17 protein-coding genes are annotated in these 18,005 nt (G+C 67.1%); 7 read left to right on the forward strand and 10 right to left on the reverse strand.

All coding sequences use genetic code 11. The features are described 5' to 3' along the window. Positions 1-21: 21 nt before the first annotated feature. Positions 22-1,260, reverse strand: coding sequence for an NAD(P)/FAD-dependent oxidoreductase (locus AC5P7X_RS03475; protein WP_235642933.1), 1,239 nt, complete (start codon positions 1,258-1,260; stop codon positions 22-24). Positions 1,261-1,460: 200 nt separating this feature from the next. Between AC5P7X_RS03475 and AC5P7X_RS03480 the strand changes: the two genes are divergently transcribed. From AC5P7X_RS03480 to AC5P7X_RS03490, 3 genes are all read left to right on the forward strand, one after another. After that, complete coding sequence (locus tag AC5P7X_RS03480; protein WP_206619715.1) at positions 1,461-2,222, forward strand: gamma-glutamyl-gamma-aminobutyrate hydrolase family protein; 762 nt, start codon at positions 1,461-1,463, stop codon at positions 2,220-2,222. After that, positions 2,219-3,616: a glutamine synthetase family protein gene (locus tag AC5P7X_RS03485; protein WP_049416306.1), complete on the forward strand. Its 1,398-nt coding sequence runs from the start codon at positions 2,219-2,221 to the stop codon at positions 3,614-3,616. The genes AC5P7X_RS03480 and AC5P7X_RS03485 overlap by 4 nt, the downstream gene beginning before the upstream one ends. A gap of 91 nt (positions 3,617-3,707) precedes the next feature. Then, positions 3,708-4,817 (forward strand): polyamine ABC transporter substrate-binding protein, encoded by a 1,110-nt coding sequence (locus AC5P7X_RS03490; RefSeq protein ID WP_005415924.1) that lies wholly within the window; start codon positions 3,708-3,710, stop codon positions 4,815-4,817. Here the strand turns inward: AC5P7X_RS03490 and AC5P7X_RS03495 are convergent. Further along, positions 4,814-6,241 carry a flavin-containing monooxygenase gene (locus AC5P7X_RS03495; protein WP_053498658.1) on the reverse strand — a complete coding sequence of 476 codons (1,428 nt, stop codon included), beginning with the start codon at positions 6,239-6,241 and terminating at the stop codon, positions 4,814-4,816. The two genes, AC5P7X_RS03490 and AC5P7X_RS03495, sit on opposite strands and share 4 nt — an antisense overlap. A gap of 291 nt (positions 6,242-6,532) precedes the next feature. Here AC5P7X_RS03495 and AC5P7X_RS03500 point away from each other — a divergent pair, with 291 nt between their 5' ends. From AC5P7X_RS03500 to AC5P7X_RS03515, 4 genes are all read left to right on the forward strand, one after another. Beyond that, entirely contained in the window at positions 6,533-7,669 is a 1,137-nt protein-coding gene (locus tag AC5P7X_RS03500) for an ABC transporter ATP-binding protein (protein ID WP_005415926.1), read from the forward strand. Then, the gene (locus AC5P7X_RS03505) at positions 7,666-8,598 is read left to right on the forward strand and encodes an ABC transporter permease subunit (RefSeq protein ID WP_005415927.1); all 933 of its coding nucleotides are present in this window, start codon (positions 7,666-7,668) and stop codon (positions 8,596-8,598) included. Before AC5P7X_RS03500 ends, AC5P7X_RS03505 begins: the two co-directional genes overlap by 4 nt. Continuing rightward, on the forward strand, positions 8,595-9,437 hold the full coding sequence (locus AC5P7X_RS03510) for an ABC transporter permease subunit (RefSeq protein ID WP_329841696.1): 843 nt from the start codon (positions 8,595-8,597) through the stop codon (positions 9,435-9,437). The genes AC5P7X_RS03505 and AC5P7X_RS03510 overlap by 4 nt, the downstream gene beginning before the upstream one ends. 83 nt (positions 9,438-9,520) lie before the next feature. Beyond that, entirely contained in the window at positions 9,521-10,885 is a 1,365-nt protein-coding gene (locus AC5P7X_RS03515; RefSeq protein WP_329841697.1) for an NAD-dependent succinate-semialdehyde dehydrogenase, read from the forward strand. A 112-nt stretch (positions 10,886-10,997) separates the two neighbouring features. Here the strand turns inward: AC5P7X_RS03515 and AC5P7X_RS03520 are convergent, their stop codons facing one another. From AC5P7X_RS03520 to AC5P7X_RS03555, 8 genes are all read right to left on the reverse strand, one after another. After that, complete coding sequence (locus AC5P7X_RS03520; protein WP_329841699.1) at positions 10,998-12,020, reverse strand: magnesium and cobalt transport protein CorA; 1,023 nt, start codon at positions 12,018-12,020, stop codon at positions 10,998-11,000. A 6-nt stretch (positions 12,021-12,026) separates the two neighbouring features. Further along, positions 12,027-13,277, reverse strand: coding sequence for a lipoprotein N-acyltransferase Lnb domain-containing protein (locus AC5P7X_RS03525; RefSeq protein WP_329841701.1), 1,251 nt, complete (start codon positions 13,275-13,277; stop codon positions 12,027-12,029). Next, positions 13,274-14,155: a CorC family transporter gene (locus tag AC5P7X_RS03530; RefSeq protein ID WP_005408827.1), complete on the reverse strand. Its 882-nt coding sequence runs from the start codon at positions 14,153-14,155 to the stop codon at positions 13,274-13,276. The genes AC5P7X_RS03525 and AC5P7X_RS03530 overlap by 4 nt, the downstream gene beginning before the upstream one ends. A 64-nt stretch (positions 14,156-14,219) precedes the next feature. Beyond that, complete coding sequence (locus AC5P7X_RS03535) at positions 14,220-14,825, reverse strand: hypothetical protein (RefSeq protein ID WP_495214540.1); 606 nt, start codon at positions 14,823-14,825, stop codon at positions 14,220-14,222. Further along, positions 14,825-15,433, reverse strand: coding sequence for a hypothetical protein (locus AC5P7X_RS03540; protein ID WP_495214422.1), 609 nt, complete (start codon positions 15,431-15,433; stop codon positions 14,825-14,827). The genes AC5P7X_RS03535 and AC5P7X_RS03540 overlap by 1 nt, the downstream gene beginning before the upstream one ends. A 75-nt stretch (positions 15,434-15,508) precedes the next feature. Beyond that, positions 15,509-16,117, reverse strand: a complete 609-nt coding sequence (locus tag AC5P7X_RS03545) for a hypothetical protein (protein ID WP_495214423.1) — start codon at positions 16,115-16,117, stop codon at positions 15,509-15,511. 48 nt (positions 16,118-16,165) lie between these two features. Beyond that, positions 16,166-16,651 carry an rRNA maturation RNase YbeY gene (gene ybeY, locus AC5P7X_RS03550; protein WP_329841703.1) on the reverse strand — a complete coding sequence of 162 codons (486 nt, stop codon included), beginning with the start codon at positions 16,649-16,651 and terminating at the stop codon, positions 16,166-16,168. Further along, complete coding sequence (locus AC5P7X_RS03555) at positions 16,648-17,634, reverse strand: PhoH family protein (RefSeq protein ID WP_495214424.1); 987 nt, start codon at positions 17,632-17,634, stop codon at positions 16,648-16,650. The genes ybeY and AC5P7X_RS03555 overlap by 4 nt, the downstream gene beginning before the upstream one ends. Positions 17,635-18,005 lie beyond the last annotated feature (371 nt).

Raw genomic sequence — 18,005 nt, forward strand, 5'->3', positions numbered from 1 at the left:
ACAGGTGGAGATGCAGAATCTTCACCACAATGCATCCCGCAGCTTGTACCACGACATCGCCGCCACCAGCAGCGGCATGCGCAGCAGCCGGCCGCCGGGGAAAGGCGCATGCCGCAGGCGCTGGAACACGTCCAGGCGCTCGCTCTGGCCGGCAATCGCGGCGGCGATGACTTCGCCGGCCAGCCCGGCGGCGGCCACCCCATGGCCGGAGAACCCCTGCGCGAAGTACAGGTTGCCGTCCAGCCGGCCCCAATGCGGGGCGCGGTTGCGGGTGATGTCCACGTAACCGCCCCAGACCTGCTCCAGCGGCACGTCGGCCAGTTGTGGAAACACCTGGTGCATGCGCCGCTGCATCACCCCGTGCAGGCCGGGTGGGGGCAACGCCGAGTAACTGGCGCGACCGCCGAACAGCAGCCGGTGATCGTGGCTGAGGCGGAAATAGTCCAGTGCCCACGCGGTGTCGGCCACGGCCATGTTGTTGCCGATCAGGGCGCGGGCGCGCTCGGCACCGAGCGGCGCGCTGGCGCCGATATAGGTGCCGACCGGCATGATCCGGCGTTCCAGCTCGGGCAGCAGGCCCTGCAGCCAGGCATTGCCGGCAACCACCAGGTGCGCAGCGCGCACGCTGCCCCGCGCGGTATGCAGGGTGGGCTGCGGTCCGCGCTGCACGCGGGTCACTGCGGAGTTCTCGTGGATCACCACGCCGGCCGCGCGCGCCGCATCGGCCAGGCCACGCGCATAGGCCAGCGGGTGCAAGTGCGCGCTGTGCGGATCGAACATCGCGGCGCGGTAGCGCGGGCTGTCCAGCTGCGCGCGCAGGGCATCACGGTCCCACCACTGCATCGGGTAGTCGTAGTGGCGCTGAAGGTGCTCGCAGTTGGCGTGCAGGTCGCGCTCGTGGCGTTCGCGGATGGCGACGCTGGCGTGGCCCTCCACCCAATGGCAGTCGATACCATGGCGATCGATGCGCCTGCGCATCGCCTGTACCGCTTCGCGCGACCAGTCGAACAGGTGGCGCGCATCGTCACGGCCGAGCTGACGCTCCAGTTCGTCCACCTCGCAGCCATAGCCGGCCAGCGCCTGGCCACCATTGCGGCCGGACGCGCCCCAGCCGACCCGCTGTGCGTCCAGCACCACCACGCGCTGGCCACGCGCGGCCAGTTCCAGTGCGGCGGTCAGGCCAGTATAGCCGGCGCCCAGCACCGCAACGTCGGCCTGCACCTGCCCCTGCAACGAGGGCAGTGCGGGCGGTTCGGGCAGGCTGGAGGCATACCAGCTGGGCGGAAACGCGGCGCTCACTGCAGGCCTCGCGGGTGCAGTGCGGGAGGGCGGAGCATGGCAGGTCGATCAGCGTTCACCCCGGTAGTTTCGCCGATGCATGGCAGCTGTGGTGTGACGGCAGCGACTTGCCGCCGTTGCCAGGCGACGGGTAACGTGTCGGCACGCCAAGGAGTCTTCCCATGCGCCGCCTGCCCTGGGTGGGCCTGCCCACCGACAGCACCGTGCTCGGCCACCACCGTTTCGCGGTGGCCGGCGAGAAGTACGTGCGCGCGCTGGCCGAGGCGGCCGAGGTGACCCCGGTGGTGTTGCCGAGCCTGCAGCCACGGTTGCCGGCCAGCGACTGGCTGCTTGGGCTCGATGGCCTGCTGTTGACCGGCGCGGTCAGCAATATCGAACCGCAGCACTACGAGGGCGGTCGCAGCTGGCCAGGCAATCCGCATGACCCTGCCCGCGATGCCAATGCCTTCGCGCTGCTGCACGAGGCGCTGGCGCTGGACCTGCCAGTGCTGGCGATCTGCCGGGGCTTCCAGGAGTTGAACGTCGCACTGGGCGGCACCCTGCATCCGCAGGTGCATGCGGTGCCCGGCCTGGCCGACCATCGCGACGACCCGCGGGCGCCGGTGGACGTGCAGTATGGGCCGGCCCATGCGGTGACCCTGGCCGCCGACGGCTGGCTGGCGCAGTGGCACGGCAGTGGCCGCGCGCAGGTCAATTCGGTGCACGGACAGGGCATCGCCCGCCTCGCGCAGGGCCTGCAGGTCGAGGCCATGGCCGATGACGGACTGGTCGAGGCGGCGCGCAGCCTGCACCATGGATTTGTGCTCGGCGTACAGTGGCATCCGGAGTGGCGTGTCACGCAGACGCCGTTCTATCACGCTATTTTCCGTGCGTTCGGCCAAGCTTGCCGGCAGCACCAACAGAACCGACTGGATTCCCGATGAGTTCCCGAACGCGCCCGCGCAAGACGGCCACGCCCCCCGCACCGCAGGAAAGCAGCCTGCTGCGCTGGCTGAAGGAGCGGCGCATCACCGAGGTGGAATGCCTGGTGCCGGACATCACCGGCAACGCCCGCGGCAAGATCATTCCTGCCGACAAGTTCTCGCACGACTACGGCACGCGCCTGCCGGAAGGCATCTTCGCCACCACCGTCACCGGCGAGTTCCCTGACGACTACTACGAGCTGACCTCGCCGTCGGACTCGGACATGATGCTGCGCCCTGACCCGGATACGGTGCGCATGGTGCCGTGGGCAGCCGATGCCACCGCACAGGTCATCCACGATTGCTACACCAAGAGCGGCGAACCGCACGAGCTTGCGCCGCGCAACGTGCTGCGCCGCGTACTGGCGGCTTATGCGGAACTGGGCCTGCGCCCGGTGGTGGCGCCGGAGCTGGAGTTCTTCCTGGTGCAGAAGAACACCGACCCGGACTTCCCGCTGCTGCCACCGGCCGGTCGCTCGGGACGCCCGGAGACCGCGCGGCAGTCGTACTCGATCGACGCGGTCAACGAGTTCGACCCGATCCTCGACCTGATGTACGACTACGCCGATGCGATGAAGCTGGACGTGGACACGCTGATCCACGAATCCGGCGCAGCACAGCTGGAGGTCAATTTCACCCATGCCGATGCGATGGACCTGGCCGACCAGGTGTTCCTGTTCAAGCGCACCATGCGCGAGGCGGCGATGCGCCACGGGGTGTACGCCACGTTCCTGGCCAAGCCGATGGAGAACGAGCCCGGTAGTGCCATGCACATCCACCAGAGCCTGGTGCGGGTGAGCGATGGCAGCAATGTGTTCGCTGGCGAGACCGATGCTGAGGGCGAGTTCAGCCCGGTGTTCGGCCACTACCTGGGCGGCCTGCAGAAGTACGCGCCGCAGGCGATGGCGTTCTTCGCGCCGAACGTGAATTCCTACCGGCGCCTGGTGTTCGGCGAAGTCTCGCCGAGCAACGTGCACTGGGGCTTCGACAACCGCACCTGCGGCCTGCGCGTGCCGCTGGATACGCCGGAAAACATGCGCGTGGAGAGCCGTTTCGCCGGCTCCGACGCCAACCCCTACCTGGCGATGGCCGCGACCCTGGCCTGCGGCCTGCTCGGCATCCGCGAGCGGCTGGCGCCGGACGCGCCGGTGACCGGCAGCGCGAAGGAACTGGGCTACAACCTGCCGCGCTCGCTGGGCGAGGCGCTGGACGGGCTGGAGCAGTGCAGCGAGCTCCAGGCCCTGCTGGGCGAGCGTTTCTGCCGCGCCTACATCTCGGTCAAGCGCAAGGAATACGAGACCTTTTTCCGCGTCATCAGCTCGTGGGAGCGCGAGTTCCTGCTGCTGAACGTCTGAGCATCTGGAATAGAAAAATCCGCCGCCGGGGGGTAGGCTGGCACCCGTCGCCGGCCCCGCCGGCCCCCCTTCCCGCATTCTGGAGCACCCGATGAAGCTGCGTATCCTCACGCTCGGCCTGGCCTCCGCCATGCTTGCCGCCTGTGGCGGTGGCAACGGCGGCGCGCAGGACAGCCAGGTCCTGAACGTCTACAACTACAGCGATTACATCGCCGAGGACACCATTCCGACCTTCGAGAAGGAGAGCGGCATCAAGGTGACCTACGATGTGTTCGACAGCGATGAGATGGTCGAGACCAAGCTGCTGGCCGGCAACAGCGGCTACGACGTGGTGGTGCCGACCCTGAACTTCTTCGGCCGCCAGATCCAGGCCGGCGTGTTCCTGCCGCTGGACAAGAGCAAGATCCCGAACCTGGCCAACCTCGATCCGGCGGTGATGAAGCGCATCGCCACCCAGGATCCGGGCAACCAGTACGGCGTGCCGTACATGATCGGCACCACCGGCATCGGCTACAACGTGGACATGCTGAAGCAGCGCTTCGGCGGCAGCACCGATATCGCCAACAGCTGGGACCTGGTGTTCAAGCCGGAGAACATCAGCAAGATGAAGGACTGCGGCGTGACCATCCTGGACACGCCGGCCGACATGATCCCGATCGCGCTGCATTACCTGGGCCTGGATCCGCACAGCGGCGACCCGGCCGAACTGCAGAAGGCGGCCGACCTGCTGAAGTCGATCCGCCCGTACGTGCAGAATTTCCACTCCTCGCAGTACGTCGGTTCGCTGGCCAATGGCGGCACCTGCCTGGTGGTCGGCTGGTCGGGTGACATCATCCAGGCCCGCGACCGCGCCGAGGAAGCCAGCAATGGCGTGCACGTGGCTTATTCGATCCCGAAGGAAGGTGCGCCGCAGTGGTTTGACATGCTGGCGATCCCGAAGGACGCCAAGCACCCGGAAGCGGCTTACAGGTTCATCAACTATCTGCTGGAACCGAAGGTCGCCGCGGCCAACACCAACTTCATCCACTACGCCAACCCGATCCCGGCCGCGACACCGCTGGTGGACGAGGCGATCCGCACCGACCCGACGATCTATCCGCCGGCTGACGTGGCCGAGAAGATGTTCACCTACTCGATCAACACGCCGGAGACCGACAAGCTCTACACCCGGCTGTGGACCGAGGTGAAGACCGGCCGTTAAGCGGGTCTGGCGCCGCCGGGCGTTGCCCGGCGGCCGCCTTGCTTCACCGTGCCGGAATCGGTACCGCCGCCCTCGCCAAGGTGCCTCAGGATGGCCGGCAGCAGGTCGCGTGCATCGCGGCCGCCGTTGCACAGGAACGACGAACTCATCCGCTGCAGGTTGTGCATGCCGATGAAGAACAAGCCCGGTTGCGGGGAAACGCCAAACTCGCCCAGCGGATAGCCGTGGGCATCCAGCGCGCCCTGTACATCGAGCCAGGGCCACTCGGCGACGAAACCGGTGGCCAGCACCACCGAGCGGATGTCTGCGGACGGCAGATCCAGCTCGCACGGGGACGGGTCCGGCTCCCAGTGCAAGTAGACCTCTTCGGGAATGTAGCGGGCATCGTCGGTGCGCGGTTCGGGCCGCGTGGCGTAGTACGCGCTGGCCAGCGAATCGAGATAGGCATACTCGGCCCGAGTGGCCTTGATCGCGGTGCGGAGCTGCGGGCGGACATCGGCAAAGCGGGCGGTGTTTCCACTGAATTCCTGCAACCGGCCCAGCAACCTGATACCTGCGCGGTGCATCGCCAGCAGGCTGATCGAGCTGCCCCGGCCGCTGCTTCCCTTGCCCGAGATCAGCGGAAACTCCGCAGTGCGGGCCCTGCGCAGCGCATCCGGTTCTCCGGCCAGTACGGCGGCCGCTTCACTCACATGCTGGTGGATGCGCCCGGCCATGTCCCACCAGGTCATCGAGTCCTTGCCGCGCAGCCGGCGGGTGTGCGAGTGACGCTGGGCCAGTGACCAGTACACGCTGCGACCGCTGTCGCGCAGGTCCTGGGCGATCTGCGCGCCGGACTGGCCGCCGCCGATGACCAGCACCGCGCCCTCGGGTAGCTGGCCGGGACCGCGGTAGTCGCTGGAGTGCAGCACGGTGAGGCCTGGTGCGGGCGCGAACGGGGCCCGGGGCAACCGCGCCCGGCGGTATTCACCGGTGGCAACCACCACCGCCTGGGCATGGATCAGCCCCCGGCTGCTGTCGATGGCATAGCCACCGGACTCCGGCCCGACCCGATGGACCACGCACCCCTCGCTGATCGGCAACGCGCGCTCGTCGGCATAGTCGCGCAGCCGTCGGATCACTTCCGGGGCCCCCATGAACCCTTCCGGGTCATCCCCGGCATAGGCATGGCCATGCAGGGCCATGGTCGCGTTGGCGGTGTTGGTCTGGAACGAATCCCAGCGTCGCCGCCAGCTGGCACCCACGGTTTCGGCCTCCAGCACGCGATGCTCGACGCCGGCCTCCTGCAGGAGCGCGCTGAGCGACAACCCGGCCTGGCCGGCGCCGATGATGACCAGCGGCAGCCGTGCAGGCAGGCAGCCTGGCAGGCGGGGCGGGAAAGGGGAGGGGCTGTCCGGGGAAATCACCAGGGTCGGTCCATGCAAGGCCTAGATCCGGGGCATTGCGCGGGGAATGTCCCGGGCTTTCAATGGATCCCGCTCTGAAAAATGTTGCAGATCGGGCCGCCGCCCGTGGTGTGTGGCCGGGACGGCCGTCCGGGCGTCGAGGAGAGCTCGGGCCTTCCGGCGCAGAGGCCACCATGGCGGGGGAAAACCGACACACCTCGGGAGGCCTGGGCGCGCCAGCGGCCGCTTCCACCCACTGCCGTCATATCCCCTTCGGCCCCCGGCCGTTAGAATGGCCGCCGCTGTCCACCGCCCGCTCCCGGAGCCCCCATGCCCGTTGAAGCCCAGCCGGTAGCCGCCGTCGTCGACACGACCGGTGCGCCCGGCTATCTCTCCATTCGTGATCTGCGCAAGGAATTCGACGGATTCGTCGCCGTCGACGACGTCAACCTGGACGTGCGCAAGGGCGAGATCTTTGCCCTGCTCGGTGGCTCCGGCAGTGGTAAATCGACCCTGCTGCGCTGCCTGGGCGGCTTCGAGACGCCCACCAAGGGCAGCATCACCGTCGATGGCCAGCGCCTGGACGCGCTGCCGCCGTACCAGCGGCCGGTCAACATGATGTTCCAGTCCTATGCCCTGTTCCCGCACATGACGGTCGAGCAGAACATCGCCTTCGGCCTGAAGCAGGATGGCCTGGGCAAGGACGCGATCAGCAAGCGCGTCGGCGAGATGCTCGACCTGGTGCAGATGGGCCACCTGGGCAAGCGCAAGCCGCACCAGCTGTCCGGTGGCCAGCAGCAGCGCGTGGCGCTGGCGCGGTCGCTGGCCAAGGGGCCGAAGCTGCTGCTGCTGGACGAACCGATGGGCGCGCTGGACAAGAAGCTGCGCTCGCAGATGCAGCTGGAACTGGTCAGCATCATCGAATCGTCGGGCGTGACCTGCGTGATGGTCACCCACGACCAGGAAGAAGCGATGACCATGGCCACCCGCATCGCGGTGATGGATGCCGGCTGGATCCAGCAGGTCGGCAAGCCGGACGAGGTCTACGAGCAGCCGGCCAACCGCTTCGTCGCCGAGTTCATTGGTTCGGTCAACCTGTTTGACGGGGTGATCGACGAGGACCTGCCCGAGTACGTGACCGTGCGCTCGCCGCTGTTCCCGGCGCCGATCTACATTGCCCATGGCATCACCTGCTATGAAGGGCAGCCGGTCGCGTTCGCGCTGCGCCCGGAGAAGGTGATGATCGGCAAGGACGAGCCGGAAGGGCACACCAACAAGGCGCAGGGCGTGATCGAGGACATCGCCTACTTCGGCAGCCACTCGGTCTATCACGTGCGCCTGCCCAGCGGCGCCAAGGTGCTGGCCAACTTCGCCAACTCGCAGCGCTGGGCCAGTGATGGCTTCACCTGGGGCGACGAGGTGTGGGTGCACTGGCGCGACAACGACGGCGTGGTGCTCACCTCATGAGCGTCGCCGGCCTGAAGCGCTGGCTGCCGGGGCTGCGTGCCACGGTGATCGGCATTCCGTACCTGTGGCTGCTGCTGTTCTTCGCAGTGCCGTTCCTGATCGTGCTGATGATCAGTTTCTCGCTCAGCCGGGTCGGCTCGCCGCCGTATACCTGGCTGTTGCAGTACGTGGACGGCGGGTTCTCGCTGAAGCTGAACCTGGAGAATTACCTGGCGCTGTTCCGCGATTCGATCTATGCGCAGGCCTTCCTGAGCTCGATCAGGATCGCGGCCATCTCCACCTTCCTGACTCTGCTGATCGGCTACCCGATGGCCTATGCCATCGCCCGCCTGTCGCCGGCCGCACGCAACGTGGCGATGATGCTGGTGGTGCTGCCGTCGTGGACCTCGTTCCTGATCCGCGTGTATGCGTGGAAGGCGATCCTGGACCGCAACGGCTTGCTTGACCAGTTCCTGCAGTTCACCGGCCTGCAGGCGCTGATGACGTCGATGGGCCTGCCGAAACTGCAGTTGATCGATACGCCGACCGCGGCCTACATCGGCATCGTCTACTGCTACCTGCCGTTCATGGTGCTGCCGCTGTACGCCAACCTGGTCAAGCATGACCACCGCCTGCTGGAAGCGGCCTACGACCTGGGGGCCAAGCCATGGCAGGCCTTCCTCCGCATCACCCTGCCGCTGTCGAAGGCCGGCATCATCGCCGGCTGCATGCTGGTGATGATCCCGGCAGTGGGTGAATTCGTGATTCCGGAAATGCTGGGTGGCTCGGAGACGCTGATGGTCGGCCGCCAGCTGTGGAACGAGTTCTTCAACAACCGCAACTGGCCGGGCGCGTCGGCGATGGCGGTGGCGATGATCCTGTTGCTGCTGGTGCCGATCCTGCTGTTCAACCGTTCCCAGCAGCGCCTGCTGGAAGGGAAGCAGGCATGAGCCCGCGTACCGCCAAGGGCCTGGGGCTGGGCGTGCTGCTGCTGGGCTTCGCCTTCCTGTACCTGCCGATCCTGCTGTTGATGTTCTATTCGTTCAACAGCTCGCGGCTGGCGATGGTCTGGGCCGGGTTCTCCACCCGCGCCTACAGTGACCTGTTCGCCGACCGCGCGCTGATGGATGCGATGTGGACCAGCCTGGTGGTGGCGTTCTGGACCGCCTGTACCGCCACCGTGCTGGGCACGCTGGCGGCGATGGTGATGACCCGCTTCAAGCGCTTCCGTGGCAAGCCGCTGTTCGGTGCGCTGGTCACCGCGCCGCTGGTGATGCCGGATGTGATCCTGGGCTTCTCGCTGATGGCGCTGCTGGCCTCGATGGGCGCGATTCCGGGCTTCCCGGCACGCGGCCTGGCCACCATCTGGATCGCGCACGTCACCTTTACCCTGTGCTTCGTCACCGTGGTGGTGTCTTCGCGCCTGCAGGAAATGGACCTGTCGCTGGAAGAAGCCGCGATGGACCTGGGGGCCAGCCGGCTGACCGTGTTCACCCGCATCACCCTGCCGATCATCGCGCCGGCGCTGGTGGCGGGCTGGCTGCTGGCGTTCACCCTGTCGCTGGATGACGTGGTGGTGGCCAGCTTCGTCGCCACGCCGGGCTCGACCACGCTGCCGATGAAGGTGTTCGCGTCGGTGCGCATGGGCATCAGCCCGAAGATCAATGCACTGGCCACGCTGCTGGTGTCGGCGGTATCGATCGCCGCGGTGATCGGCTGGTACATCAATGCCCGCGCCGACAAGCGGCGCCAGCGCGACCTGCAGCTGGCGCGGCAGGACAACGGCTGAGTACACGATCCGTCCACTGTGCCGGCAACACCCGGCTCACGGCCGGCGGCGCACAATGGGGGTCTTCCAGATGGAGATCCCCCATGACCGTCGAGATCGTCGACCCGGCCACCGGCCAGGTGACCTACCGCCATGAACTGATGGGCGCTGCCGACATCGAGCAGCGCCTGCAGGCCGCCGCCGATGCGTACCCTGGCTGGGCCGAGCGTTCGCTGCAGGAACGCGGCGTGATCCTGCGCCAGATCGCGGCGCAGCTGCGCACGCGCCGCGACGACCTGCAGCAGGCGATGACCCACGAGATGGGCAAGCTCAAGGCCGAAGCGCTGGCCGAGGTCGACAAGTGCGCTGCCGCCTGCGAGTACTACGCCGACCACGCGGCCGACTACCTCAAGCCGCAGTTGATCGACACCGAAGCCCAGCGCAGCTACGTGCGCTACGAGCCGATCGGCTGTGTATTCGCGGTGATGCCGTGGAATTTCCCGATCTGGCAGGTGTTCCGCTTCCTCGCACCGGCGTTCATGGCCGGCAACGTGGCCCTGCTCAAGCACGCCAGCAACGTGCCGCAGTGTGCCGACCTGATCCTGGCGGTGTGCCGTGATGGCGGCCTGCCGGACGGCGTGTTCGACGTGCTGCACATCGACAACGACCAGGCCGCCGACGTGCTGCGCGACGCACGGGTGAAGGCGGTGACGCTGACCGGCAGCGAGCGGGCAGGGCGCTCGATCGCCTCCAACGCCGGCAGCCAATTGAAGAAGTCGGTGATGGAGCTGGGTGGCAGCGATGCCTTCGTGGTGCTCGACGATGCCGACCTCGACAAGACGGTTGCGGCAGCGGTGAAGTCGCGCTTCGACAACAGCGGGCAGACCTGCATCGCGGCCAAGCGGTTCATCGTGGTCGAGGCGGTAGCCGATGAATTCACCCGTCGCTTCGTTGAAGCTGCGGCCGAGCGCCAGTACGGCGACCCCGATGAGCGGGGCACCACGCTGGCGCCGATGGCCCGTGCCGATCTGCGCGATGAACTGCACAAGCAGGTACAGGCCAGCGTGGCCAAGGGTGCGCGGGTGCTGATAGGCGGCGAGCCGATTGCCGGCACCCATGCCGGCTATCCGGCCACGGTGCTCGACCAGGTCGGCCCGGGCATGCCGGCCTACGACGAGGAACTGTTCGGTCCGGTGGCTGCGGTGATCCGGGTCGCTGATGAGAGCGAGGCACTGCGCGTGGCCAACGACACGCGCTTCGGCCTGGGCGGCAGTGTGTGGACGCGCGATCCGGTGCGCGGCGAAGCCTTCGCGCAACGCATGGAATGCGGTGCGGCCTTCGTCAATGCCATCGTCAAAAGCGATGCGCGGCTGCCGTTCGGCGGCAGCAAGCAGTCTGGCTTTGGCCGGGAACTGGCCGACCACGGCATCCATGAGTTCATGAACATCAAGACCGTTTACGTGGCTTGATGGATCATGCAATGCGCCACGACCAACGGTCGTGGCCTACCAGTCTGGTGGGTATCGACCGTTGGTCGATATGTCCCCGGTTTCGTGGGTATCGACCGCGGGTCGATACGCTCTACAGCCAGCCCGAACGCTTGAACAACCGGTACAGGCCCACGCAGACGCCGCCCACACCAACGATCATCAGTGGGTAAGCCCACGGTTGGCTCAGCTCCGGCATGTGGCTGAAGTTCATCCCGTACCAGCTGGTGATCAGCGTCGGTGCCGCCAGCAGCGCGGCCCACGCACCGAGGCGCTTGACCGTCTCGCCCTGCGCCAGCGTCACCAGCGACAGGTTCACGCTGAGCGCGGTGCCCAGCATCTCGCGCAGGGTGTCGATCACATCGCTGATGCGTACCGCGTGGTCGTGCACGTCACGGATGTACAGCTTCACTTCGTCCGGAACCAGCTCGCCCTGGTAACGGCGCAGCTGGGCCAGCACATCCTGCAGCGGCGCCACCGCCATCCGCATCTTGTTCAGTTCGCGCTTGAGCTCGTACAGCCGCACCACGGTGCTGCGCTTGTAGTTCTCGGCGAAGATGTCCTTTTCCAGCAGGTCCAGGGTGTCGCGGAAGCGGTGCACGATCGGCAGGTAATTGTCGACCACGAAGTCGGTCACCGCGTACAGGCAGTACGACGGGCCCATCTTCAGCAGCTGCGGCTCACGCTCGACCCGAGCACGTACCGGCGCGTAGGACAGCGAGGCGCCGTGGCGCACCGTCACCAGGAAGCGCGGGCCGAGGAAGGCGTGGGTTTCGCCGTACTGGATGCGTTCGTCGACCATCTGTGCGGTGGTCACCACCACGAACAGCGAGTTGCCGTAGGTCTCGACCTTGGGCCGCTGGTGCGCGTTGCGCGCATCCTCGATGGCCAGGTCGTGCAGGCAGAATTCTTCCTGCAGCTTCAGCAGTACATCGTCGTTGGGGTCGTACAGGCCTACCCAGACGAAGCCGTTGCCGCTGGCAATGACATCGCTGATGGCATCCAGGCTGATGTCGTGGCGTTTGCCCTCGTCATCGTAGTGGACGCAGTTGATGACGCAGGCGGGGTTGGCCGAGGCAGGGGCGGAAGCGGAGGCGGGCAATGACATGCCCGCCATCGTGCGTCAGTGCCGTGTTTCGGACAAGTGAGGATGGCGCCCCAGTACCCACGCCAGCGCCACATGCACCGGCAGCAGCAGCACGATCCACTGCACGTTGTACTGCGCCTGCAGGCTCAGCCAGTGCAGCACCAGCGCGGCCACCGCCTGCACCGCCAGCAGCCACAGCACGATCCTGAACATGCGCCCCGGCACGCGCCGACGCAGCAGGCTTATCGCACCCGGCAGCAGCAATACGGCCAGCGGCGAAAGCAGCAGCAGGTTCCGGTTGGCCCAGGCGGCGTAGTGGGTGCTGAAGCCCCACAGGAACACCAGCAGGCTGCCGGCGACGGCGCACAACAGCCAGAACGGCAGGGCCAGCCCGGCCAGCAGGCGCGGCCGGTTGCGCAGCGCCAGCACGCCGCCGGCCACGACCAGGCCAAGCAGCAGCCACGGCCACCAACGGCGCGCGAACTCCTTCGGCTCCGGAGCAATGCGGTGCGGCAGCAGTTCCTGTTCGGACTGCACCAGCGGCCGGCCATCACTGTTGCGTGCCTGGCGCAGCGCATCGGCCAGGCGCATCGGCACGAACGCTTCCTGCCAGCGCGACAGCGGCTGGTCGGCGAACGGCCCCAGGCCGACATCGAAGCCCAGCCACATCCACGGGGCGGGCGAGGCCAGGCGCACCGACTCGCTGCGGTAGGTGTTGCCGCGCGAACGCCCCGACAACTGCGACTGCAGGCCACCGCCCAGTGCCTTGTCCACCGTGTCGCGTACCATCGTGGCGCAGTTGGCGGTGTAGTAGTCGTAGTGGTAGCGCGCGTTTTCCGGCTTGGCCCGCTCGGCCAGGTCAGCGGCCAGGGAATGCGCCTGTTCGGGGCGCAGGTCCAGCCACTGCACGCTGGCACCGCGGCCGGTCTCGTCGTAGTACGACAGGTCCTGCTGCAGCGGCAGCGCCACCAGGTAATACATCATGTCGCCGCGCACGAAGCGGCTGATGAAGTCGTCCTCGGACGGATCGAAGTAGCCGAAGTTGTATGAGGTCGCTTCGCCACTGGCCGGATCGACCACGACGATGGCGTCATGGCCGAAGCGTTCGAAGAAAACCGTGCCCGGCTGCATGGTCACCACGCCGATGCGCGGGGCCGGGGCCTCCGCGTTGGCGGTGGCCGGTGCGGGCACGGCTGCCGCCGGCTGCGCGAAGGCCGCCAGCGGCAGGGCCATGGCCAGCACCCACAGTGCCAGCCACACCATGAGGATCAGGCCGCGGCGTTTCAAGCGTCGTCCTGCGCGTCCGGCGGCAGCACGGTCACGTGGAAGGCCTGAACCCGGCGCGCATCGGCGCGGGCCACGCGGAACATGAAGCGGTCCAGTGCCAGCTCATCGCCGACTTCCGGAAGGTGGCCCACGGCCTCGGTGACCAGGCCACCGATGGTGTCGTAGTCCTCGTCGGAGAACGTCGCGCCGAAGCGCTCGTTGAAGTCGCCGATCGGGGTCAGCGCGTCGACCACGTACTGGCCGTCGGACTGGATGGCGATCTGCGCGGACGGATCCTCGGCCTCGTCGTGCTCGTCGTCGATCTCGCCGACGATCTGCTCCAGCACGTCCTCGATGGTGACCAGACCGGCAACACCGCCGTACTCGTCGACCACGATGGCCATGTGGTTGCGCGACAGGCGGAACTCCTTCAGAAGCACGTTCAGCTTCTTCGCCTCCGGGATCAGCACCGCCGGGCGCAGCAGCTCGCGCACGTTGGCCGGGCCGTTGTCGGCGACCACGCCGCGCAGCAGGTCCTTGGCCAGCAGGATGCCAAGGATGTCGTCCTTGTTCTCGCCGTGCACCGGGAAGCGCGAATGGCCCGATTCGACCACCTGCTTCATCAGTTCCAGGAAGGGCGCTTCGACCGGCAGCGAGACCATCTGCGAGCGCGAGATCATCACGTCGCCCACGGTCAGCTCGGCCACCGAAATGGCGCCTTCCATCATCTTCAGGGTATCGGCGGCGATCAGACCCTCTTCCTGCGCGGTGTGCAGGACAGCGACCAGCTCGTCGCGGGTGTGGGGTTCGCCGGAGAAGGCCGAGGTCAGGCGTTCAAGCCAACCGCGCTTCTTTTCACTGTGCTCCGCAGGGGAGCTACTACTGTCGTCTTCTGACATCTCTGGAAAAAAGGCACCCGGCAGGCCGGGCGTTGGCCCAAGTCTAGCAGGATGTGGCGGCCTGTCAGTGACCGTCGCTGCCCGGTCCGGTGATCGGCGGCGGGGCCAGTTCAGGCCGGGCAGGGGCTTCTTCTTCAGGCAGGTCCAGGCTGTAGGTACAGCCGGCCAGGGTCTTGCCCGGATGGGAGGCCACGGTGGAGACGCTGAGGATGATCGACTCGATCTGGGCCTCGCCGCTCTTCGGGTCGGTCACGTCGCGGCTGACCAGCTCGCGGCCGGCCATGAACTTGCCGTCCTGGTCGTAGCCGGTCTCCAGCGCAAGGCGTTTGGCCAACGGCCGCGGGTCAGCCTGGTCGAGGATCGCCATGATGCTGGAGCCGGCCACGGCGACCCGTTCGGTGCGGTCGCCGAACACGCTGATCGGCTGGGCCAGTCGGTACTCGCTCATGAACTGGTTGCCCTGGGGCAGCGGCTGCAGGCCGTGGGCGACGGCCTTCAGCGGATCGGCCAGCAGCGGCGCCAGTGCAGCGTGATCGGCTACGCCCTGGCGGCATTCGATCAGCGCCGGCAGGTCCAGGCTGGTGGCGAAGGAGGGAGCGGCGAGGGCACAGAGCAGGGGTAGGCAGCAGCGCAGTGACACGGTTGGTTTCCGCAGGCGAAGGGGCGCCATCATAGCCCCGATGAGCGCCTGAACAGTCCGGTGAGAAGGCGCAGGAAACCGGTCATCGCCCGCCGCACGACCATCAGTGAAAGGGACAGCACGACCGCAAGCATGGCGATGTGCATCGATTGACCCGCAATGCGCGCCACAGCTGGCCACAGGCCTGGGCTGGTAAGCCAGGGCATCAGTTCCGATGCGGCCGTCCTGGCCACTTTCATGTAGATCACGGCCAGCACGAACAGCACCAGCAGCGAGGCGCGGCTGGCATGGAAGAACGGGAGCGTGTCGACCGGACTGCCAAGCCGCTGCTGCAGCAGCGTTCGCCACAGCATTGGCAGGGTCAAGGCACCGACCAGTATCAGTACCATCGATGTTTCCCACAGCCCGGGTAGGTGGGCAGGTTCCACCTTGGTCGTGAGGTGGGGGCCGATCATGCCGGTCCCCAGCCCGGCCAGCAGGCACACGGGCGAGAGCAGGGCCAGGCTGCGCAGCAGCCAGTGCCTGCCGCTGGGGTCGCGGGCGCTGATGCGGCGCACGGTGTACGCGCCCAGCACCAGCAGGCTGGCGAACAGGCCCGCGCTCATCGTAAACGTCGTGAAGCTGTTTCCCTGCTCCATCCCTTTTCCTTCCGCGTCCTGTCCGGTGTTGAACAAAAGTGCAGCGCATGGGCTGGCCGTCCAGCCCGGGCGCAGTCAGGGCGGATTCCAGCGCGTGGCCGCTGGGTACCAGCGCAGCCGGACCGGGTAGCCCAGATTCACCTGCAGGTGGTCACGCACGGCCGCCGCCGTCGCGCGGTTGGCTGGGGTATCCCGCAGCTCCACCTCCAGCTCCCCGGTCTTGACATCAAGGCTATAGCCGAACAGGTCGGGCAGCTGGGCGAGCAGCCCGTCCCGCTGAGCGTGCAGGCGGCGCCTCATCTCCGCTTCGGTCATCGCGGCACCGGTGATGTAGTGCACACGTTGCGGGCCATCCGCCCCTGGATGTGTCTCATCGGCCTCGGGTGCGGCACCTGTCAGTCGCACTACAACATTCCAGCCCCTCGCATTGTCCACCCATATGCCGGCCAGACGTGCCGCGTGCCGCGCTTCCAGACGCTCGATCAGCGCCCGTTGCTGGGCAGTGGCGACGATGTTGCGGGTGTGGCGCTCGCTGATGCCGAAGAACGCCCGTAGTTCGGCGATCTTTGCGGCGATGTCGGCCTCGCTGTCGCTGGTGGGGAACGGTGAGGGACGGTCAGGATCGGGCATCAGGCCTGCCCCGGACTGCAGCAGCGCGGCAAGCACAAGGGCGGGCAGGGTCATGCTGTGCTCCTCTTCCGTGAGTGCGTGGGTTCCGAACAGAGCTCGGTGTCAGCGCTCGCCCGCGTACGGGTCGTCAATGCCCAGCTCGGCCAGGATCTCGCGCTCCAGCTGTTCCATTGCGTCGGCTTCCTTGTCGTCCTCGTGGTCCCAGCCAAGCAGGTGCAGCACGCCGTGCACGGTCAGGTGCGCGTAATGGGCGTTGAGCGCCTTGCCCTGTTCGTCGGCTTCGCGGGCCACCACCGGTGCGCAGATCACCAGGTCGCCGAGCAATGGAAACTTGACGCCCTTGGGCAGGCCTTCGGGCACGTCGGCCGGGAAGCTGAGCACGTTGGTGGCGTAGTCCTTGCCACGGTAATGGCGGTTCAGCGACTGCCCCTCCTTGGCATCGACCACGCGGATGGCCAGGTCGGCCTCACGGATGCGGCCCTTCAACGCAGCGGCCACCCACTTGCGGAAGCTCACTGCGGCCGGCAGCCCGGTACGCGGCAGGGCATAACTGACGGCGACGTCCAGTCGCACGGGACCACGGGTCATGGCGTTGCTCCAGGCTGGATCTGATGCAGGTCGCGGCGGTCGTAGGCGCTGACGATGCGCGCCACCAGCGGATGCCGGACCACGTCGCGGGATTCGAAGAAGGTGAAGCTGACGCCCTCGACCTCGCGCAGCACATGGATGGCATCGCGCAGGCCGGACTTCACGTGCTTGGGCAGGTCGGTCTGGGTCAGGTCACCGGTGACCACCGCCGTGGAGCCGTAGCCCAGGCGGGTCAGGAACATCTTCATCTGTTCGATGGTGGTGTTCTGCGCCTCGTCCAGGATCACGAACGCATCGTTGAGCGTGCGGCCGCGCATGTAGGCCAGCGGCGCGATCTCGATGACGTTCTTCTCCAGCAGCTTGACCACCTTCTCCACGCCCATCATCTCGTACAGGGCGTCGTACAGCGGTCGCAGGTACGGGTCGACCTTCTGGCTCAGGTCGCCGGGCAGGAAGCCCAGCTTCTCGCCGGCTTCCACCGCCGGGCGCACCAGGATCAGGCGCTGCACCCGTGACTCGTTCAGTGCTTCGACCGCGCTGGCCACGGCCAGGAAGGTCTTGCCGGTTCCGGCCGGGCCGATGCCGAAGTTGATGTCATGCGTGGCGATCTGGTGCAGGTAGCGGCCCTGGTTGGCGCCGCGGCCACGTACCGTGCCACGCTTGACCTTGATTGCCACGTCCTGCGCTTCGTAGGAGCGTTCGGCGATCTGCTCGACGTTGGCCTGCGCCAGGCGCAGGTGGATGGCGTGGTTGTCGAAGGTGGTTTCGCCGGCTTCGGCGTACAGCGCTTCAACCAGCTTCTGCGCCTCGACGATGGCTTCGTTGGGCCCGCTGATGCGGAACACGAAGCCACGATTGGCGATCTCCACGCCGAGCTTCAGCTCGATCTGGCGCAGGTGCCCGTCGAAGGGGCCGCACAGGTTGGCCAGTCGCTCGTTGTCTTCCGGCGACAGGGTGAAGTCTCGATGATCGATGCTTTTCATTGCTTGGGGTGGGGCGGGGTCGCCGTCCACCACGATGGACTCGGGGTGACAAGGTTACGCGCGTACCGGGCATGCGGCCAGCGGCGGGCCGATACGCGGTTTTCCACACCCGGTGTGGACGGGGGGCGCGAAAAGCTGTGGATAGGCCTTCGCAGTGCTTGTGCCACAAGGCGTATGAGGTGGTGGTGAAAAAACCGTCACGGTCGGCCGCTCCTGTGACGGCAGCGCATCTTCCGCTGCCAGGCAGCCAGTACGGCCGCCCCCGTCCGGTTCTCCACACCGGCTGTGGAATGATGCCGAATCAAGCTGTGGATAGGTGGCGAGGAACCTTGCAGCAAAAGGCTCGCCCGTACGTGGCGAAAAAACCGTCA

The organism is Stenotrophomonas sp. YJH_SMC_53, from assembly GCF_059369995.1.